This is a genomic window from Paenibacillus sp. S29, assembly GCF_049319765.1.
In the GTDB taxonomy this organism is placed as follows: Bacteria; Bacillota; Bacilli; order Paenibacillales; family Paenibacillaceae; genus Paenibacillus; species Paenibacillus polymyxa_B.
In genome coordinates this window covers 16298-35303 of the sequence record NZ_JBMOUI010000013.1, presented here as the reverse complement: position 1 = coordinate 35303, position 19006 = coordinate 16298, and the positions used below count along the sequence as shown (strand labels likewise).

Annotated in this window: 14 protein-coding genes and 4 pseudogenes; 4 read left to right on the top strand and 14 right to left on the bottom strand. The window is 42.8% G+C overall.

Annotated features, from left to right (window positions below):
- Positions 1 to 472: 472 nt before the first annotated feature.
- The 9 genes and pseudogenes from ACL9RM_RS20080 to ACL9RM_RS20040 form a co-directional block, all read right to left on the bottom strand.
- Positions 473 to 1519 (bottom strand): annotated as a pseudogene (locus ACL9RM_RS20080) (glycoside hydrolase family 32 protein); the annotation flags it as partial.
- Positions 1520 to 1644: 125 nt separating this feature from the next.
- Positions 1645 to 1767: pseudogene (locus tag ACL9RM_RS20075) on the bottom strand (PTS system mannose/fructose/sorbose family transporter subunit IID); the annotation flags it as partial.
- A gap of 139 nt (positions 1768 to 1906) precedes the next feature.
- A pseudogene (locus ACL9RM_RS20070) lies at positions 1907 to 2032 on the bottom strand (PTS mannose/fructose/sorbose transporter subunit IIC); the annotation flags it as partial.
- A 204-nt stretch (positions 2033 to 2236) separates the two neighbouring features.
- Positions 2237 to 3061, bottom strand: coding sequence for a PTS mannose transporter subunit IID (manZ, locus tag ACL9RM_RS20065; protein WP_250267914.1), 825 nt, complete (start codon positions 3059 to 3061; stop codon positions 2237 to 2239).
- A gap of 28 nt (positions 3062 to 3089) precedes the next feature.
- The gene (locus ACL9RM_RS20060; RefSeq protein ID WP_023988666.1) at positions 3090 to 3860 is read right to left on the bottom strand and encodes a PTS mannose/fructose/sorbose transporter subunit IIC; all 771 of its coding nucleotides are present in this window, start codon (positions 3858 to 3860) and stop codon (positions 3090 to 3092) included.
- A gap of 39 nt (positions 3861 to 3899) precedes the next feature.
- Positions 3900 to 4382, bottom strand: coding sequence for a mannose/fructose/sorbose PTS transporter subunit IIB (locus ACL9RM_RS20055; RefSeq protein WP_039269822.1), 483 nt, complete (start codon positions 4380 to 4382; stop codon positions 3900 to 3902).
- A 1-nt stretch (position 4383) separates the two neighbouring features.
- Complete coding sequence (locus tag ACL9RM_RS20050; RefSeq protein ID WP_250267913.1) at positions 4384 to 4803, bottom strand: PTS sugar transporter subunit IIA; 420 nt, start codon at positions 4801 to 4803, stop codon at positions 4384 to 4386.
- A gap of 200 nt (positions 4804 to 5003) precedes the next feature.
- Positions 5004 to 7784: a sigma-54-dependent transcriptional regulator gene (locus tag ACL9RM_RS20045; RefSeq protein ID WP_250267912.1), complete on the bottom strand. Its 2781-nt coding sequence runs from the start codon at positions 7782 to 7784 to the stop codon at positions 5004 to 5006.
- A 49-nt stretch (positions 7785 to 7833) separates the two neighbouring features.
- Positions 7834 to 8655, bottom strand: coding sequence for a Cof-type HAD-IIB family hydrolase (locus tag ACL9RM_RS20040; RefSeq protein WP_250261912.1), 822 nt, complete (start codon positions 8653 to 8655; stop codon positions 7834 to 7836).
- Positions 8656 to 8929: 274 nt separating this feature from the next.
- Between ACL9RM_RS20040 and rpoN the strand changes: the two genes are divergently transcribed.
- Positions 8930 to 10312, top strand: coding sequence for an RNA polymerase factor sigma-54 (rpoN, locus tag ACL9RM_RS20035; RefSeq protein WP_250267911.1), 1383 nt, complete (start codon positions 8930 to 8932; stop codon positions 10310 to 10312).
- 219 nt (positions 10313 to 10531) lie between these two features.
- Here the strand turns inward: rpoN and ACL9RM_RS20030 are convergent, their stop codons facing one another.
- Entirely contained in the window at positions 10532 to 11500 is a 969-nt protein-coding gene (locus tag ACL9RM_RS20030) for a LacI family DNA-binding transcriptional regulator (RefSeq protein WP_250267910.1), read from the bottom strand.
- An 845-nt stretch (positions 11501 to 12345) separates the two neighbouring features.
- Here ACL9RM_RS20030 and ACL9RM_RS20025 point away from each other — a divergent pair.
- Positions 12346 to 12612, top strand: a pseudogene (locus tag ACL9RM_RS20025) (spore germination protein); the annotation flags it as partial.
- Positions 12613 to 12758: 146 nt separating this feature from the next.
- Positions 12759 to 13862, top strand: a complete 1104-nt coding sequence (locus tag ACL9RM_RS20020; RefSeq protein WP_250262097.1) for a GerAB/ArcD/ProY family transporter — start codon at positions 12759 to 12761, stop codon at positions 13860 to 13862.
- Between the two features lie 302 nt (positions 13863 to 14164).
- Here the strand turns inward: ACL9RM_RS20020 and ACL9RM_RS20015 are convergent, their stop codons facing one another.
- The 4 genes from ACL9RM_RS20015 to ACL9RM_RS20000 all read right to left on the bottom strand — a co-directional run bounded on the left by ACL9RM_RS20015 (position 14165) and on the right by ACL9RM_RS20000 (position 18466).
- On the bottom strand, positions 14165 to 14680 hold the full coding sequence (locus ACL9RM_RS20015) for an OsmC family protein (RefSeq protein ID WP_250267909.1): 516 nt from the start codon (positions 14678 to 14680) through the stop codon (positions 14165 to 14167).
- A gap of 62 nt (positions 14681 to 14742) precedes the next feature.
- Positions 14743 to 15471 (bottom strand): DsbA family oxidoreductase, encoded by a 729-nt coding sequence (locus tag ACL9RM_RS20010; protein ID WP_250267908.1) that lies wholly within the window; start codon positions 15469 to 15471, stop codon positions 14743 to 14745.
- Between the two features lie 24 nt (positions 15472 to 15495).
- Complete coding sequence (locus ACL9RM_RS20005; protein WP_023988731.1) at positions 15496 to 16152, bottom strand: carboxymuconolactone decarboxylase family protein; 657 nt, start codon at positions 16150 to 16152, stop codon at positions 15496 to 15498.
- 667 nt (positions 16153 to 16819) lie between these two features.
- Positions 16820 to 18466, bottom strand: a complete 1647-nt coding sequence (locus ACL9RM_RS20000) for an RNA polymerase sigma factor (protein WP_250261916.1) — start codon at positions 18464 to 18466, stop codon at positions 16820 to 16822.
- A 46-nt stretch (positions 18467 to 18512) separates the two neighbouring features.
- Here ACL9RM_RS20000 and ACL9RM_RS19995 point away from each other — a divergent pair, with 46 nt between their 5' ends.
- The gene (locus tag ACL9RM_RS19995) at positions 18513 to 18854 is read left to right on the top strand and encodes a hypothetical protein (protein ID WP_422759386.1); all 342 of its coding nucleotides are present in this window, start codon (positions 18513 to 18515) and stop codon (positions 18852 to 18854) included.
- The last annotated feature ends 152 nt before the right edge of the window (positions 18855 to 19006 follow it).

Below are 19006 nucleotides of genomic sequence, written 5' to 3'. Positions count from 1 at the left end.
AGGAATTCGCCAAATGCAAGCCGAAAACGCCGGAGGAAAAGGTAGAATCATTTACATCCTGAGTAAGTTTACCATCTAAATATACTTTTATATTCTCTCCATAGGTCCTCACCTCTAAAGGGTAATCCGTATACGTAGCGAGAGATACAGTGGCCTCGGCCAGAACTGATTGCTTCCCGTCCTCAAGCTTCATCAATTTTATTTTATCGTTGTGAGCGTCGAGGCTCGCCATATATCCATTTCTCACCTCGGCATCTGCCCGAAAAACAAGTGAGCCGATTTCATCTCCGCCATCCGATAATTCAATGTTCGCCTGATATCGAAAGTTTTCCCCGGCTTGCCCGCTCATTACATATGAATTCACCGCGGAAGTCCCGGTCATTCCTTTCACGGTGTCTTCCCAGGAACCGCTTACAACAGTCCATTTTGACAAATTGGTCACAAAGTTTGATGTATTATTGAATTTCACATTTCGAAAAGAGGCTGTTGAATTCCATGCGGTTAACCCATAGTAGCCGTATACAAATTCATCATCCGTTTGTTCGATAACCGATTGGTTGTTTACAAAAACCTGAATGTGATGTCTATCTGTTACAATTTGTAAATGATAGGTAGATGAAGTATCCAGGCGCAAAGAACTGGCCCCAAGTTCAATGCTTTCTCCATTCCTATTTTTGGTTAAAGTTACGCGATCATTTTTGGCATCTAGATTGACTACATAGCCGTTGGCCGCACGCTTATCAGAACGAAAAACCAGTCCTCCTGATCCTTCCCGGCCATTTTTTGCATTAAGGGTAATGTCGCCCTCATAGTTGAATGATCCACCTTCTTGTGAGGAAATCGCGTAAGAAGTGGAATCCAGACTATTGGCCTGTATTCCACCATCTGGACCAAATTCACTGGCATAAGTCCAATTTTTTAAATTGGGAGAAGTATAGAACATCACCTTATTGTTAGCAACTAACGACATCACCCACTGATTGGATTGTTCATGCCAAAATACTTTGGGATCGCGCCAATCGGCGGCGGGAGGTTCAGGCATTACCGGATTCCCTTCATACTTTTTCCATGTTCTCCCTTTATCCAAGCTGTAAGCAATGCTTTGAACCTGACCCTTATCACCTGAATGGGTAAAGATGGCTACCATTGCTTCCTTTCCAAAGCCGGCTGTATTTCCCCAGTCGATTACAGTGCTTCCGGAAAAAATCTGTCCGTGGATATCAGGAGAAAGTGCAACAGGTAGATGTTCCCAATGAACAAGGTCTCTACTCACAGCATGCCCCCAATGCATCGGTCCCCATGTCGTTCCATATGGATAATTTTGGTAAAATAAATGATATTCACCCTTGTAATAAACCATTCCATTGGGATCGTTCAACCAGTTGGCCTCGGGAGAAAAATGAAATTGATTGCGGTACGTTTCCTGATAATATCCTGGATCTGATGCAAACGCTTTCGTGAATGAAGTTAAAGATAATAATAAGATGATACTAAGTGCTAAAGAACAAATCCGATTCATATTTTTACTCCTCATCTTGTTCACTCCCTTTATAACTAATTTTATAAATCAGTTCAAAACGCCTTATAATGAAAGCCTATCCCCGGTGATGGATAACTCCTTGACCAAATAGTTTTAAGAATTATTCAAGCCAAGACACCGAGAGCGTATCCAATAATACCAATTGCGAATAGCGCAAAAATGAGAGCCATGGCGTTCACTTTCTTTTTAAGCAGTCTCATGCAAAGGAAGGTCAGTAAGAACGGTAGTAACCTTACTGTACAGCCGCTTAATCGTCGGAATTAAGGAACCAAGAACGTACAAATATTTTGTTTGAGTCGTTTTTGGTCATCATCTTTTCTTCCATATGTACTCCCCTTCTTTCATAAAATATTTTCTTATAGCTCTTCAATTTCCGCCGTATTTCGAACTGAGCTGGATGTATAGCAGAGCCAGCACAGTTCCTACGATCCCAAAACCAACTAGATTGATGTTCGTGAAAGCGGCAATGACAAATCCCAGGAAGAAGAAGGGATGTTATAGCCCACTGCAAATAAGCAACATACTTAACTTCCTCTTCACCATCTTTCATATCCTCTTTTAATATTTTGAACTCCAAGTAATGTTCTTGACAAAGCGTTTATATTTAACTCTATAGTTCAATATCTTATGTTTACGCTGCTTTGGTCACAAAAATCCGACAAAGTCCGGCCAAGGATGACTCCCTGACCGCACGTTTTAAGCCAAAACACCAAATGCGTACCCAATAATGCCTACTGCGAATAAAGCAAAAATCAGAGCGATTGCGTTCACTTTCTTTTTCAGTAGCCTCATACATAAAAAGGTCAATAATAGTGGTAAAAGTCCAGGCATCAATTGATCCAAAATCATCTGAATGGTCGTAATAACCTCTTTTCCATCCGTTCCCACATATCTTGATACCACCAGCGGCACATTCAGGGTAGTCCATTTAGAAACAAGTGCGCCCATAACGAAAAGCCCCAGTATGGAGGCTGACTCCGTGAGTTTTTGCAACCGGTTTCCCGACATATCGGAAACAATCTCCGTACCTTTGTGATAACCGTATTTCAGACCGTACCATTTCGTTGCCAAGCGTGCAGTGTTAAAGAGAAGGAAGAAAAGAATCGGTCCGACAAGGCTGCCGGATAAGGCGATTGAGGCTCCGAGTGCAGCCAGAACCGGGCGTAAAGTCCCCCAGTAAATGGGGTCACCCACTCCCGCAAGAGGTCCCATTAAACCGACTTTGACTCCACTTATGGTGGCATTGTCAATCGGCTGGCCGCTCGCTTTCTGCTCTTCCATCGCAGCCGTTACACCCATAATAGGCGCCGAGATAAACGGTTGAGTGTTGAAAAATTCCAGATGTCTTTTCAATGCCTCTTTTTGATCTTCTTTCTTGCTGTACAGCCGCTTAATCGCAGGGATCAAGGTGACACAGAAACCGATCGACTGCATTCGCTCAAAATTGAACGAGCCTAACAGGAAGCATGAACGGACAAACATCTTATTTAAATCACTTTTAGTCAGCTTCTTTTCTTTCATAGTGCTCTCCTCTCCCTTCAGGTAGTTACTATAACTCTTCAATTTCTTCCATCTTCTCATTACGCTGGTTGTATTTTGGGCTCAACTGGATGTAAAGCAGAGCCAGAACCGCGCCAATGACCCCAAAACCAACCAGATTAATGCTGGTAAAAGCTGCAATGACAAAGCCCAGAAAGAAGAATGGCATCAGGTATTTGGCTGCCATCATATTAATGACCATCGCATACCCTACGACTACGATAAAGCCGCCCGCAATTTGTAGTCCTCTGGTGATAACCTCCGGAATTGCGTTAAGCATAGCAGTCACCAGGCCCGTTTCTGCGGCAACTGCCACCAAAACAGCGGGCAAAGCAACGCGCAGACCTTGCAAAAGTAAGGCAATAAAGTGACATAGCTCAATTCCTTTGAAATTTGCAGATTCCGCATACTTATCAGCTAAATGCTGGAAGAAGACAGTAATCGTCCTGACAAAAATGGTAAGCACTTGTCCGGCGGCTGCAATTGGAATCGCAACGGCAATTCCGGCGCCGATCGATTGATGGCCGACGATGACCAAAATGGTTGAAACCACGCTGGCTAGAGCAGCGTCTGGTGCCATGGATGCTCCTACATTCATCCATCCCAAAGCCATTAATTCCAGAGTACCGCCAAGTATAATGCCAGTTTTGAGATCGCCAAGGACAAGGCCAATCAACGTACACGCAATCAGAGGACGATGGGTTTGCCCTTCATCTAGAACGCTACCCATACCACATATGGCCGCTACCAGTGTTACCATCACAATTTGAAAAACAGTCATTTCTATAACTCCTCTCTAGTTGCCGCCTGGTATTTACGATCACATATCCTGCAGTTTGGTAATCAAGTTGATTTTCGGATCACTGGCTACTTTTCTGATTTCCAGCTCAATGCCTTTTTCATGCAGCTTACGAAATGCATCTACATCCTGTTGGTTTACGGATACCGCCCCGGTAATCTGTGTCTTTCCTTCCTTAAAACACATTCCTCCAACATTCACCGAGCGGATGGGTACTCCCCCTTCCACAACCCGCAGTACATCCGTAGGGTTGGTAAAGAGAAACAATGTTTTAAAATCACTGTATTTGGGGTTATTATAAGCCTCTATCGCTTTGTTAATCGTTACGACATACGCCTTAATTCCAGGCGGCGACACCTGAAGCAATAAGGTTTTGCGTAATGTATCCGCTGCGACATCATCGCTAACGGCGATAATCTTATTGCACTTCGCTTCTTTCACCCAAACGGTCGCCACCTGACCGTGAATCAGACGGTCATCAATACGAACTAATGCAATTTCCATTCTATAATTCCTCCTCTAATTGACTGTTTCGAATGGTACGAAAAGACATCATGGAATCGTGCCCTGCACGGATCGCTAAATTTACCAAATTCTCCACTTGTTCAATTCCTCTGTTTGCAAGAAGGTCAACGATCATTGGCAGGTTTACTCCTGTCACAATATCCATTTTTTCATGGTTAACTGCAATTCGGCTGGCAGCATTATAAGGACTGCCGCCGAATAGATCAACAAGGAAGATAACACCGTCCGTCCAATCCAGCGATGCCAACGCAGCCTTATATTTCTCTACAAGTCCGCTGACACTTTCACCTGGTTCAAACGTAACACCTGCCACATTATCCAAATGGCCGAAAACCATTTCTGTTGACCTCAGTATTTCTTCAGAAAATTTCCCGTGTGTCCCAACAATTACACCGATCATCTGTCTCACCCCCTTTTTTTCTCTCCACATATCTATGATGCAAGTTCTGTGCCAAACTTCTGTATAGATCAGAGGAAATTTTGTAAACAACAAAAAAACCCCCGTTGCGTCGGAGGTTTTTTTCCAGTCTGAACAGATCATTATTTATCAATCTCCACTGCTTTCATACACATATGAAAGCGTTTTATACTCTTTGGCCATTACTGTGGAATAAAGTTATATACTTCGCTCAGCATTTCGCAAATATAATATTTTTCGTCTTCAGAAAGTATAAGATTCATACCAGAAACAAATATGCTGCATGAACGGTTTACCACCTCGAATATGTGCTGGTCGAGCTGTTTCACTTCCCCCTGATAAACAAGTCCATCGCGAATAACCATACGTTCCAGCGCATAAGCTGTGTGAGTAGAAATTTGGACTTTTGTTGCATAATCAAATTTGACTTCTAATCCAAGTTCCAGCTCTTGCACAAATCTCATCACCATTCCCAGAATTTTGTGGGGATTCAAATACGTCATAAATTCTTTCAGACTTTCCTCGCATAACTCCCTGACGACTACACTTTGATCCACAGCAGGGATCTGCTTGTTATTCAGCAGTAGCTCTCTCAATGTCTGCTCACCGCTCGCTTCAATCAGCTTTTCCAAGGGAATAAACGGGATTTCCGGCTCGCTTGGCCGTTTTACTCCAATCACGGCAAGAATGGTTCGCTTAGACCGCATATCCTGGACCACTTTATCCAACTCTCTTACGTTTGCCGGGACAACCAGTATCTCCTCATCCGTCAAATCGCAGACAACTTTCTCTACAAACTCTTTCAATTTGACCGCTGCACCTTTGCCGGAGGAGCAAACCGTCACAATTGCCTTATGAACTACTTTCACTGCGGCGCTGCTATTGTTATATCCCCTGAAATCCTTTAACGATTGGTATATCTCCTCTATCCCCATGTCAAAAACACTGGCCTTTCGGACAGCCTCCAGCGTGAGCGGAGTTGAAACCATATCAATAGTCTTTACATTGATTCCAACACGTTCCATAATAGTTTCTTCAAGATTGAGCAAAGAGCCCATATCAACCAGCAGCAACACGCCTCTACCACGGTCAATGCTCTTTACTTTATCGATAATAAGCTCCAAAATTTCCCTAGGACTGACATCGAGGGGCATATCAACAGCACAAAGATTAGAACTGCCCAGCAAGCTGTCTACGACGCCGACGATGCTGCTCGCTGTACTGGTACCGTGTGCTGCCACAATAATTCCCACACTACCCTGTCGTTCTTCCTCAACAGATTTCAGAAGAATCGCCATATAAGTTATTTCGGCCTCCGGTACATGTACACCAAACTTAGTCTCGATCAAACTTTTGATAGTCTGGGCCAGTCTGTACTCTTCATCATGTTCATTCATCGGTTCATAGATTCGTGCATCACCGTATTTTTTCTCTCTGGTGCGCTTGAAAAAGGCGCTTAAATGAAGACTGAAAGCATACACGAATCTCTCACTGTAAATTCGGTTTAGTTCCTTTTTGGCCATTTCCTTAATCTGCTCGGAGAATTCAAGGATGTCTTTGTTCACAATTTTCAGAATTCGTTCCCTGCTCCCCTTGGTGTTATAAAAACGGTTATAAAAGCTTTTAATATGGATATTGACATCCGTAGCAATAAATCTGTGGATGTAGGCGTCGTCGAGCCCTTCTTCCTTCAGCATGCCAATCTTGTCTTCAATTAGTTTGTAAAGGTTAAACGGCAGCTCGGAAACAACCTCTTCATCCAAAGCTTTTCTTCCTTCTGGAGTAATGTATAGGCACGAGGAAATACATCCGATTTCCTTCATCTTATATTGCGTTTTATCAATATTAAACAAACCATCTCGGATATTTCCCGGCAGGTTTTTAAAATCAAGTCCTATTTCTTCTTTGTTTTCATGTATGCTGTTTAAAAAACCTTTAGCGCATACCAGCTGGATGTTCGACTTTAACTGGCCGATATTGCCGTAGGTGACGCTGCCGATCAGTGCTCTTACTACCTCTGGTTCAATCCTAATCGGCTTGTTTACCCTATTGGCCTCGTTAGCAAACAAATGCTTCAAAATCAGCATTTGCTCCTCAATAGCACGTTCCTGAAGGGAAGGGATATTGATCGTGATGGGTATGCGCCTAATGAAGGTTTTCAGCATGGATGATCCGGGATCTTCCGTTGTAGCTCCAATCAATAACACACTCGCATCTCTTTTTCGATCCGTTTCGCCCAATTTGTTATAGGTGTGAGTATCCATGAAATAGAAAATCATTTCCTGACCTTCCGGGGGTAAACGGTGAATCTCATCCAAAAACAGGATGCCTCCGTCAGCTTTCTCCACCAGCCCTGCTTTTTCATGATCAGCGCCTGTAAACGCCCCTTTAACGTGACCAAAGATGTGGGAAAGTAACAAGTGGGGGTTATTGAAATAATCAGCGCAGTTAAAAACGATAAATGGCGCATGCTCTGAAAACCGCTTCATATATTTGCCATAATGGTACATCAACCTGGCAAACATAGTTTTTCCAACACCCGTCTGCCCGACTATCAGGGTATGCAGACCTCTAGGAGGATACAGAATCGCTGCCTTCCCCTGCTCAACCTGGTTACGCATGCTGCCCCTGAAACCGATCAAAGCATGGAACGGATCGATCTGTTCGTCAGGCAGCAATACCTCTTTGATGCTTTTGACCTCAATTTGTTTCTCTTTCAGCCGAACCTGAAAGGTGTCCTCGATAATCTGCTTGTGCAGAAATCTGACCGGTCTTCCTTTGATTTTAAGGATTAGATCGTCACGCAGCAGATTATTCAACTCTTTGCTCACATTGTTTCTCAACATCTTTTGATCATCAGCAATTTCCGCAGCCGTAATCCCTTCCCCCGCAAATAAAGCCTCTTTGGAAATTTTCTTGGTGCTTTCGGCAATATACTCTAAAATCTTATCTATTCTTTTCACCTGTATTCCTCCAGCCTGAATCAGTCATTGGAAATTGATTTCAACCTGCTTATTTAGGGAACAGAATATGGTTTTTCAGTGCATGAGCTACTCCATCCTCGTCATTCGAGAGAGTAACGGTGTTGGCAGCAGCTTTGACCTCAAGGGGAGCATTTTCCATGGCAATGCCAAGTCCCGCAAAGGCCAGCATGTCGATATCATTGTAGTTGTCACCCATAGCCAGACAATCGCTTTGTTTCAGTTGGTACTCTTTTAGCAGAATTTGAATGGCTGCCGTTTTGGAAGCCTTTTTTGACATGATTTCCAGATAAGTAGGCTTGGATAAGTAGAGATTTACTTCTTCGCCGTATAGGGGTCGCAATACTTGAAGGACGCGTCTGATCTCTTCGGGATCACCCATGCACAAAATTTTACTGGTTCCATCAGTCTCTTCCCTCCAACCACTGGTAAGCTTAGAAAAACTATAAATGCGAGGCTCGATATTGGTGATGTCACGTTCTTGAAGCGCCCATGCATCCAATTGCTCAATATACCACTCATCATCCTTATACAGGCTTACGTGAAGATCATAGGCAGCCAGGCTGTCAAGCAAACACTGTGTCATTTTCTTATCTATATAACGGGTGTTCAGCTTGTTCCCGTGTTTATCTATAACAAGTGCCCCACTGTAGCATATGAGAGGCTCAGAAATACCAAGATGATTCTGCAATGGAATAATTGCTTTTGGCATTCGCGCAGAGACAAGAACCACTGGAATCTGCTTATCATTTATAACCTGGAGAATGGTTTCTTTGGTTGCTTCCGTGATTTGATGCGCCGAGTTAAGCAGCGTCCCGTCAATATCAATGCAGACAATTTTATAAGTTTCCATAAATGATTCCTCCAGCTCCAGTGTATTTTGTTATTCAATGAATGAGTATACAAGAAAGATAGTGTATATAACCAAAAATACAACACACATAATAACTGTTACTTATTACGACAATCTTTGGCTTGTTTATGAATCGTTTCTATCAGATAAAATTACTCGGTAACGTTAACATCTAGGCAGGAGAATTGCATAGGCTTAGAGAAGTAGATCTTTCATAAATGACTGACTGTGAATTTGTACCGGAAATGTATGGAAAAGGAGTTTGAATAAGTCAATGATACGATATGGATTACAACAGGAACAAGGATTCAAGCTGGTTATGACGCCCGAATTGCGACAAGCAATCACGATCTTGCAATATTCTTCGGCTGATTTAATATCCTTTCTGCATGAACAGGCGAACAATAATCCAGTCATTGATTTGCAAGAGTTTAATATGTCCATAGGCAGTATCAAAGAAGAAGCAGAGCGGTTTTCACAGAAAGATCAAGGAGATCTGCTTGAACATTATCGTGGCGGAGAAAAATATCCATCGGTCCAGCGAGCAAATCCCGTTACATTTCTGGATTTTGTCCCCAATCCGAATGATACCCTGTTTGAACATCTGAACAGGCAGCTTGGACTGGTATGTGGGCTTACAAATTCACAGCGTATGGTGGCACGGTACCTCATTGGCAATTTGAATGAAATGGGATATTTAGAACTTGATGTTCCAACGGTCGCCTCACTATTGGACGTTCCCATAGCCGAAATTGAGGATATGCTCTTGGTGATACAGAGTTTTGATCCACCAGGGATCGCCTCTTACAGCTTGGAAGAATGTCTTCTTCTCCAGCTCCAGCTTGCTGGCATGGATGATGAATGCATAGTCAGAATGGTAAGCAACCATCTGGCCGATCTGGCGAACAATCGGATACAAAAAATTGCGGATGCTCTTGAAATCGGTAGGCAAGAGGTTATACAGATGGCCGATCGAATTCGCAAGCTAAATCCATGCCCGGGCGCAGCATTTGCTCATAAAGAGCAGCAATACATCATAGCAGATATCACGGTCGAAAAAGCCAACGGGGAATATCTTGTCCTGATTAATGACATTAGTGCGCCGCGGGTTGAGATCAACCCTTTTTACCGGCAAATGATGCAGGATCTACCGAATAGTGAAACCAAACGTTTTATCCATGAGAAGATGAATACGGCAAAATGGCTGGTCAATAGCCTGAAGCAACGTCGGCTGACCCTTCTACGGGTTGCCAAGGCCATTGTGGAAAAGCAGCAGGATTTTTTTGAGCATGGCGTGTATTTCCTCAAACCAATCACCCAAAAGGAGATTGCCGATAAGACGGGCTTACACGAATCCACAGTCAGCAGGGCGGTCAGTAATAAATTTATACAGACGCCTCGCGGATTGTTCGAACTCAAATTTTTCTTTACTTCCTCCTTGACGTCAGCGGACGGAGATGTTGCCTCATCGGAGAGTGCAAAAAAGCGTATCAAAAATTTGATAGATGATGAGGACAAGCAAAAACCGTTATCGGATCAGGCTATTACTACCCTGCTGGGAAAGGAAGGTTTGCATCTATCACGCAGAACCGTGGCGAAATATCGGGAAGAACTGAGATATCTTTCTTCTGCCAAAAGAAAAAAGTTTGAAGTTTAAATGTTTAAGGAATAGTCGCGTTTGATCTGGTTCCATATTTTTCGATTTGGCTTGATCCTGAATGATCCGACTCGCTAGTTCTTGAATTCACCATTCCACCCCCTTTCTTGAACTGGATGTTTTCACTTTTGAAACGCTTCCAATTTGCTGTGAGAAAAACATCAGTTAGTAGATCCATACTATGAATCGACCGAATGAGCTAATATTTTTACAATAAAATCATGTAGTTTCGCCTTGCTTGAAGACAACGGGGAGACGATACACTTGCTGATCTAAAGTTTCACCTTCGATTTTCTTATAAAGCAGTCTGATTGTCATACGTGCCATCTCCTCCACTGGCTGCCTGATTGTAGACAATATCGGATGAAAATAAGGATGGTCCTGAATCCCGTCGTAGCCGATAACCTTTACATCCTCTGGAACGCGAATGCCCTCCCTGCGTGCTCTTTCTATATAGTTGGCGGCTAACATATCGGTAATAGCAAAAATGCCGTCCACATCGCGATGCTCATTTAGGAACTCGTTAAAATAGGCATCGTCGTTCACTATAGGGTCGGGCTTCTCGTAGATTACATAATCGACTCCCAATATTTGCGCCTCATGAATGAAACCTTTTCTCCGATTCATGGTTTCACTGAAAATGGAAGTGACGCTTCCCATAAAAGCCGGTTTCTGGGCTCCCACTTTAACAAGCTCCCTCAAAGCCAGACGCCCTCCCTCATAATTATCGGAGGTCACACAAGTAATTTTTTTGTTGAAGTGCCTATCAATACTTACAATCGGAATGTCATTGCTTACGCTATTTTCTATATCATTGTAAGTAATGCCGACAATACCAGCCACTTTGTTTTGCCGTAGCATATCCAGATAATACAGTTCTTTTTCGGGCTTGCCGCCGCTATTACACAACATAAGCTTAAAGCCTTCCCGATCCAACTCATCCTCAATGTAATAAGCCAGTTCAGAAAAAAAAGGATGCCAGATACTTGGAAGCAGCAAGGCTACCATCTTGGATTTCCTCATCTTGAAATTTCGAGCGACTTCATTAGGAAAATAATTCAGTTCTTGTATAGCTTCCTCCACTTTTCTGCGTGTATCTGGTTTTACAGAGCCCGAGTTGTTAATAACGCGGGATACAGTTCCTACAGCTACGCCAGCTAAGCTAGCTACATCTTTAATACTTGGCATCGGCATCTCCCTCCCCCTATCTCTCTTTATGAAAATTATAATAACACTAAGATGGAAACGTTTCAATTTTGTTGATGCTCTTTTTTCGCTGAAGCTCTTTATCTTCCTTACCGGGCTGAAGCACCAGCGCGGATTCCATTAGGTATACGTCCTTGTCCTCTACATCTGTTCATATTCATCTCTATCCTTCTTGTTTTAGTATGGCCACTTTTTGAAGTCCTTCTTTTACAATCACTTCTGCACGATCCTTGTACTGAAATGTCCTTCCATAATAACATCGGTAGTTTGAATAATTCATCATAAATCAGATCGTGGATGCTTGTAGTGCATAATAGACTGCAAGTTTCTTTTTACTATAGAGATCATAGGGTCAAGTTCTAAAAAGCAATAAAATAAACATTCTCCTGTCGGCTGTAATTAGTTTTGTCATTAATACAGCCTATAAACGCCACTTTCTGTACTATGAAAATGACACTTTCTGTACTATGAAAATGACACTTTCTGTATTATCATTTGTCACTTCTTATATAGACTGTATTGTAAAATGTCATTTATCTGTTGCACCTTAATTGGAAACTTACACGTCTAAAATTGAGGGGAAATGCTTATCTCAATTCTCCGTCTCCATGCCCAATACTAGTTAGCGATCACTACACTAAAAACAAATAATATCATTCGTAGGAGTTCCATTCGAAAATGAACCTACTCATAAGTCTTTACAGATCTTTTGCAATTTAGGAACGGATTTTTCCGACTCATGTGTAAATACAACCTTTATTAGGAATACTTTACGAACAACTTGGTTCTTATTGGGAAATGAATTGAAACGTTTAGAGGTGATCATCATGTGGTCTAAAATAATTCCTTATATTCCGAGGTGGGTTACATTATTTCAGGCCGCTCTCGCGTTGATTACCCCTTTAGATTACAGGGAATTATGATTCCGACTTAAAGACAATTCGTGAGGCTATAGGTGAAAATAGTGATGTGCATTTTCGTGAGTTTGTGGTGAAGAAATGCACGGTCCGTGTTAGTCTTCATAGAAGGTATGCAGGATGAAGAGATTATGAACAAGCAGGTATTGCAGATTTTTGATGTTTAAAGATCAGCAACCCTAACAGGAACAACAGGAAAGTATAAGTAACTGGAATTTTTGTATTCCTAAGCTCCTATATCTCTGATGAAAAGAAGACCTATTATGATGAAAACGCAGCAAAGCAAACGTAAGCCATGATGCTAAGACGAAGGAGGAGCTATGGTGTTTACACGCTCTGATGATAAGATCACAACGAAGCAGGCCGCTGTATTCCTGACCAATACCGTATTGGGGGCTGGGATTTTGACACTGCCGAGAAATGTAACTGAAAAGGTACAGACTCCTGATGGATGGCTTTCTGTCCTCATCGGTGGATGTATTGTCATATTAGTCGTTTGGCTGATGGTGAAATTAAGTCAACAGTTTCCTGGAAACACCGTGTATCAATACTCCAGAAAAATCGTGGGCATCATCCCAGGAGGATTTTTAAGTGTATTATTGATTATATATTTTTTAATCATCGCTGGCCTCGAGATTCGGGTTTTTGCTGAAGTGACGATGTTTTATCTGCTTGAAGGCACACCCATCTGGGCGATTGTGATTCCATTTATTTGGGTAGGAAGTTATTTGGTTTTTGGAGGTATTAACCCCATCGCTCGGCTATACCAGATTGTACTTCCGATTAGTCTCTTTTTTCTGCTCTTCTGTTTTGTCTTTAGTTTAAGGATATTTGAAATTGATCATCTTCGTCCCGTATTGAGTGACGGGATTTTACCTATCATCAAGGGACTAAAATCGACTATTCTTGTTTATGCTGGATGCGAAGTCGTCATGACACTAGTCGCTTTTCTGCAGCACCCTGAAAAAGCATTTAAGGCCATGGTAGTGGGGATCAGTATCCCTTGGGTTTTGTACTTTCTGACCGTAGTTATGGTGATCGGCGGGTTATCGACGGACTCCACTGTGACAAGTACTTGGCCCACCATTAATTTAATACGCAGTTTTGAAATCCCCGGATTTCTTTTTGAACGTCTGGAGTTTCCGCTGCTGGTGATCTGGATGATGCAAATGTTTTGTAATTTTTGCAGTTTTTTCTTCAATGCATCCTTAGGAATCTCACAGGTATTCGGTCTTAAATATCGTTATGCGATTTTTGGCTTAATTCCGATTATCTTTATCTCCACAATGACTCCTCTCAGTATGATGGACGTGTTTAGCCTTAGCGGTGCGGTCGAATACATGGGAATCATTTTGTTTTTTCTGGTTCCGGTACTTCTCTCCATCGTGTTCGTGATCAGAAAGAAGGGAATGAAGCAAAATGTGTAGACGACCTATCCCATCTTTACTGCTTGCTTCATTCTACTTAGATCAAGTCGGCTGCTGGAGCAGCAAATCTATTTTCTTCACTCCCACTGTAGAATAGTTCGTACATCGGCCTGTCGGCTGTTTTAAAATACTAACTACTGACGTATGCAGGGCGTTTGGCAAAAAAAGGGAGCACACATGTCCTTAGCCACAAGGGAAAACGAAAGCACCCTGATCCTAAAATTATAAAAAAGTAGACATTATGCTATGTGTTCCTCGCATAATGTCTACTTTTCTAGCAAAACAATCAAGTATACATGGTATTAACTGTGAAGTGTATACATCGAAGTCACTTTAACGTTTCTTTCAATGGTGTTTCTCACAGGTGATATTTCTATGGCTTTTGCAATCAACTTTTCAACCTGCGCTTCATCTGCGTCACTGTCCACATTGAAACGAACGTTTATTTCATCAAAGCCAGAATTCCCCTCTTTTAAGCCAAAGAAAACGTTCAGATCTATTTCGCCAGTAACATCAACGTCCAACGAATTTACTTTAATCCCCATACCACTAGCTGTTGCAATGAATCCAACACCTACACAAGCACCAAGTGCACTTAACAAAAGCTCAACGGGATTAGGCCCTTTTCCAGTTCCGGATAGCCACTCTGGTTCATCAATGGGTACCGGCTTATAGTCCCCAACCTCGGCCTCCGAGTAAAACCCATCTTTCCATTTTACTGTAGAAGCAAAACTTGTAATCGCATCCTCGGGATTTTCCTTATAATTTTCTGCCAAGCTTCCGAGCATATTCACATCTACACCGTTCATTTTACTCATATTTAGGACTCCTCTATTTTATATTTTTCATAGACCAATTTAATTGGATCCTGGCTTGTCCTTTATGACTTTTTAGGCGGGATCGCACACCCTTCATCAGTACATAGTCCTTCACTAGAGGTTTCATCAGAAAGAATTTCAAACTTAGCTACCGGATGCTCTTCTTCCCAAACTTTCTCCAACACTTGAGAAAAAGATTCTGTCGGCTGTGCCCCTGAAACTGCATATTTTTGGTTGAATATAAAGAACGGTACCCCGCTAATCCCAACTCTACGAGCTTCATCTTGATCTTGTCGTACTTGATCTTTATAGAGATCCTTATTTTTTAATACTTCGAGGGCTTCTTTTCTGTTTAATCCAACCGCTTCTGCAATATCGGCCAGTGTATCATAATCTCCTACATCCCTTGATTCAGTGAAATGTGCAATAAGTAATTTTTCATTCAACGTTGTTTCTTTGCCATTCGTTTTTGCCCATTTTAATAAACGATGAGCATCCAGTGTATTGGTGGGTTTAAGACTATCTAATTGAAAGGATAATCCCACGTTCTTGGCTTGTTGAGTTAAGTGGCTAAGAAATTCTTTTGCCTGTTCTCTTCCGCCAAATTTAGGGGTTAATTTTTCTACAAAACTTGTTCCATCATACGAAGAAGCTCCCGGATCAAGCTCAAAGCTTTTGTATTCAATACTTATTTCATCTTTATGCGGTAATCCATCTAAGGCTCGCCCCAGATTTTGTTTACCAATATAGCAGAATGGACATGCAATGTCAGACCAGATTTCAATTTTCATGTTTCTACCCCTTCTCAGTTTTAGTTATTCGTCAAATGCAACCAGTGCATTTACTCCATGAGCAAGAGCGGAACCAGCTTTTAAAGCAGTAGCTACCATAATCGACTCAGCCAGTTCTTCTTTGTTTGCTCCGGCTTTTTTGGCTGCTTTCGTATGAATATCAATGCAATATGGACACCCAGTGGTATGGGCAACCGCAACCGCAATCAATTCTTTTTCCTTGGTACTGAGTATGCTGGCTTTCAACGCTTGCTGATCAAAAGAAGCAAAGGATTTGAACGAATCACTTAATTGGGTAAACTCCCGTAGTCTATTAATATAAGATGCACGGTATAACTCGTCGTCATCGGTACCATCATACGCATTTAAAGCATTAACGCCATGAGCCATCGCCGAACCGGCTTTGAGCGCGGTGGCAACCATTATAGCTTCTGCCATTTCCTCTTTTGATACACCATGTTTCTTAGCTTGTTTTACATGAACCTCAATACAATAAGGGCATCCCGTGGTGTGGGCTATAGCAATTGCAATTAGTTCCTTGTATTTTGCTGTAAGTTTCCCTTCAGCCAATGCTAACTTTTCAAAGGCTACAAACGCCTTGAAAATCTCTGGAGAAACCGAGTTAAATTCTCCAATACGTTTAAAATTCGATTTTTTAAATAAACTGTCTTGATGACTCATAGAAAACCCCTCTATTCATTAGAAATTTTAGTGTACTCTGAGCTTTAATTCATTACGCTCAGAATTTTTTCCTTACTTACGTTTTTCATAGATCCTACGATTGAATCAAAAAGTTTCTCTCTTTAAATGCCTCCTTTTAATCGAAAACAAGAAGACATTATTCAATTGATTAATTGAATAATAGAATACATAGGCATTTAAGTCAAGTGTTCTGTGAAAATAAAGTGTTTTCTTAGTGCTTAGGTTAAGATAAGTCCCCTGTTTAAGCACTACATGCTATCCGCTTACGTTCTTTAATTAGTAATTGGAAATGGAATATAATGAGGAGGACGTAGCCCAAGCGAAGGCGCGGGAGCGTCCTTTTTTTGAAAGGGCAGTTTTGCTAATTAAATCTGCTGAGTAGTGGAGCATCTGGCCTCTCACGGTTGGTTGCGGACAAGAAGATTAAAAATAGTAAGGTAAGGAGAAATCCGGCAGATACGATGGCGATCAAAAACTACCCATGACGGACATGCGTCATGGGTAGTTTTTAATCATTTCCATACGTTCAGGAGGGGGCCGTGGTGCAATAGCGATATCCTAATCACTTCGTTGGACAGACAGAGTTTTGTGTAAAAATGGCCACCGCTCGGGAACGGCCTTTCTTCATATACATTTCCGAACTGACTTACTTGACCGGCCCCATCCAGGTTGAGATCGTCTTCTGCTGGTGCGGCAACGGCGGTTTCAACTTCCCGTTATCGACCAAATGCTTCAAAATATAAGCGACAAGCCGGCCTCCGCCGGTGTTGCCTCTCACCATGTAAGCAAGCTGTGGCTCCAAATGCTTCGGCTGATTTTGCAGGAACAGCTTGAGCATTTTGTCGTAGAGCTTGCCGACAGCAGGCGCATACAGAGCGGACAAATCCGGCATTGCCTTGTTCAACCGATCCAACGTTTGCGGAGAGTCGATCCAAACCGCATTGAACTTGTACCCCTCATCCGTCTTGCGGATGTACCCCTTCTCCAGCAGGAACGAATATTGCTCGCTGTTCTCTTCGTTGTCGGGCAGTTCCCCTTGTTGGAACGCATGACAAATCTCGACATTCCGGTATTCCAGGAAACGCCAATCCATCTGGCGGTCACTCCAGTAAGTATTGAATTGCCACAAGTATAAGGGAGTGTCTTCGACGTAGCGGAGCGACGGACCGAAGGTGACGTAACTACTCAAATCAAAACCCGGATCGGCATTGCGGCTCCGGTTTAACGCCGCATAGGCAATATACTGACCTCCGTCCTTTCGCATTGGTGCGACCGCATCGAAGTTTTCGCCCGCCGGCATGCTCCGCCAAGATTGCTCCTCGACGTTCTTGGGCAGCAAGGTCCAGAGCAGGAAGTTATAGTCGCCGTCCGGAACGTACACTCCGCTATCCTCGACTTGCCGGCGAACTTCCATTAACGCGTCAAAATGAACATCGGCCACTTCGGCGGCGCAATCTTGCCAGAATTGATGACCGGCTACGGCCAACTCGAAGAGGTCCCAGACGATGGTATTGCTTTGATATTTGCCGGGAGAGGTTTGGATGAGAAAATTGTAATCGGCCAGGTGCCGGACTTCGCCTTCCAGCAAAGACGGCGGCATTCCGAGCTCCTCCGCGATTTGATGTACGGTACGCGCCTTGTGATAAGCCGCGTAAACGATATTTTGCGCCAAGGCGCGTCCAAGAAAATCGTTGGTTTCGCCCAGTCTGCCGGCCGAACCGGAATGGCCCATTTCCCCCATGCTGACCGGATTGACACTTAAAGTTCCTGTTGCACGCATACGTTTCATCCCTTTCCGTAACTTCTTTTTAGCCTCGCTCAAATGCCATTTCACCGTGTTGACAGGAATGTTCAGAGCAACCGCGATATCGCCGATTTTAAGCTCGTCGTAGTAATGCATGACCACGATCCGGCGATGGATGTCGGACAGGAACGCGACTTCTCGGCGCAACTCGCGGTAAGCTTCGGTTACCAGCAGCCGGTCAAGCGGCTCCCGGGAAGGGGCGGCAGACAGTTCGGACATGCCGTTGATTTCGATCGCTTGGGGAGCGTGCGCACGCTTTTTCAACCAGTTCACCCAAGTGTATCGGGCAACCGTCCAGACGTAAGCATCAAGGCTTCTAATGTCCCGCACCCCGGAGAAGGATTTCAACAACTGCAGCATAATCTCCTGAGCCAGATCCTCCGCCTCGGCCCGCTGCTTGACCCGGTTTAACGCAAAACCGAAAATCGGTTTGACATAGCTCCGAATCGCTTCCGCCGCTTCTTTTCCGTTTTTACTAATTGAATCCATTTTTTTCCTCCATAGTTGCATCTGTAATTCCTGACAATTATATAGTGTGCCAGGCGAAATAAAGGTTGGGATTATTTCAAAAAAATTTGGGCATCCTAACGGATCACTTCATACATGTATAATTACAAACTTCATGAGTAGGTCATTTGAATGGTTAAAGAGACGTTATGAACTTTTTGTTGAGTATATTGGAAAAGAATTAAACAAGCTGAAGATTACTTTAGATGTAAAGGTCTCACTTTTAGTATATAAAGATACTTTTTTCCGTTCAACTAAGGGAGGATACAAACTAGGAGCACGAGCCGAAGTTCTTCTTCGGGTACTTGGGGTATTCCTTCGTTCCGTAGGTAAACCAGGAGTGGTCTCGATTAATTATTCAAATGCATAATAGAGGTTCATTAAACTAACGGAGAACGTTAGTTCAATAAATTGGCTTTTACCACTTTTGAGCAACCTGCTAAAATACATTTGTACCAGTTAACCCCTGAGTCTAACGTGGAGCTTATAAGACTTCTATAAAGTGTTTGTGGTAACTGGTAC

Coding starts and splice junctions, on each gene's coding strand:
- ACL9RM_RS20010 (WP_250267908.1), bottom strand. CDS start 15,471: ATGAAAATTGAAATCTGGTCTGACATTGCATGTCCATTCTGCTATATT.
- rpoN (WP_250267911.1), top strand. CDS start 8,930: ATGATACGATATGGATTACAACAGGAACAAGGATTCAAGCTGGTTATG.
- manZ (WP_250267914.1), bottom strand. CDS start 3,061: ATGAAAGAAAAGAAGCTGACTAAAAGTGATTTAAATAAGATGTTTGTC.
- ACL9RM_RS20000 (WP_250261916.1), bottom strand. CDS start 18,466: ATGGATTCAATTAGTAAAAACGGAAAAGAAGCGGCGGAAGCGATTCGG.
- ACL9RM_RS20055 (WP_039269822.1), bottom strand. CDS start 4,382: ATGGAAATTGCATTAGTTCGTATTGATGACCGTCTGATTCACGGTCAG.
- ACL9RM_RS20030 (WP_250267910.1), bottom strand. CDS start 11,500: ATGCCAAGTATTAAAGATGTAGCTAGCTTAGCTGGCGTAGCTGTAGGA.
- ACL9RM_RS20060 (WP_023988666.1), bottom strand. CDS start 3,860: ATGACTGTTTTTCAAATTGTGATGGTAACACTGGTAGCGGCCATATGT.
- ACL9RM_RS20040 (WP_250261912.1), bottom strand. CDS start 8,655: ATGGAAACTTATAAAATTGTCTGCATTGATATTGACGGGACGCTGCTT.
- ACL9RM_RS20015 (WP_250267909.1), bottom strand. CDS start 14,680: ATGAGTAAAATGAACGGTGTAGATGTGAATATGCTCGGAAGCTTGGCA.
- ACL9RM_RS20005 (WP_023988731.1), bottom strand. CDS start 16,152: ATGAGTCATCAAGACAGTTTATTTAAAAAATCGAATTTTAAACGTATT.
- ACL9RM_RS20050 (WP_250267913.1), bottom strand. CDS start 4,803: ATGATCGGTGTAATTGTTGGGACACACGGGAAATTTTCTGAAGAAATA.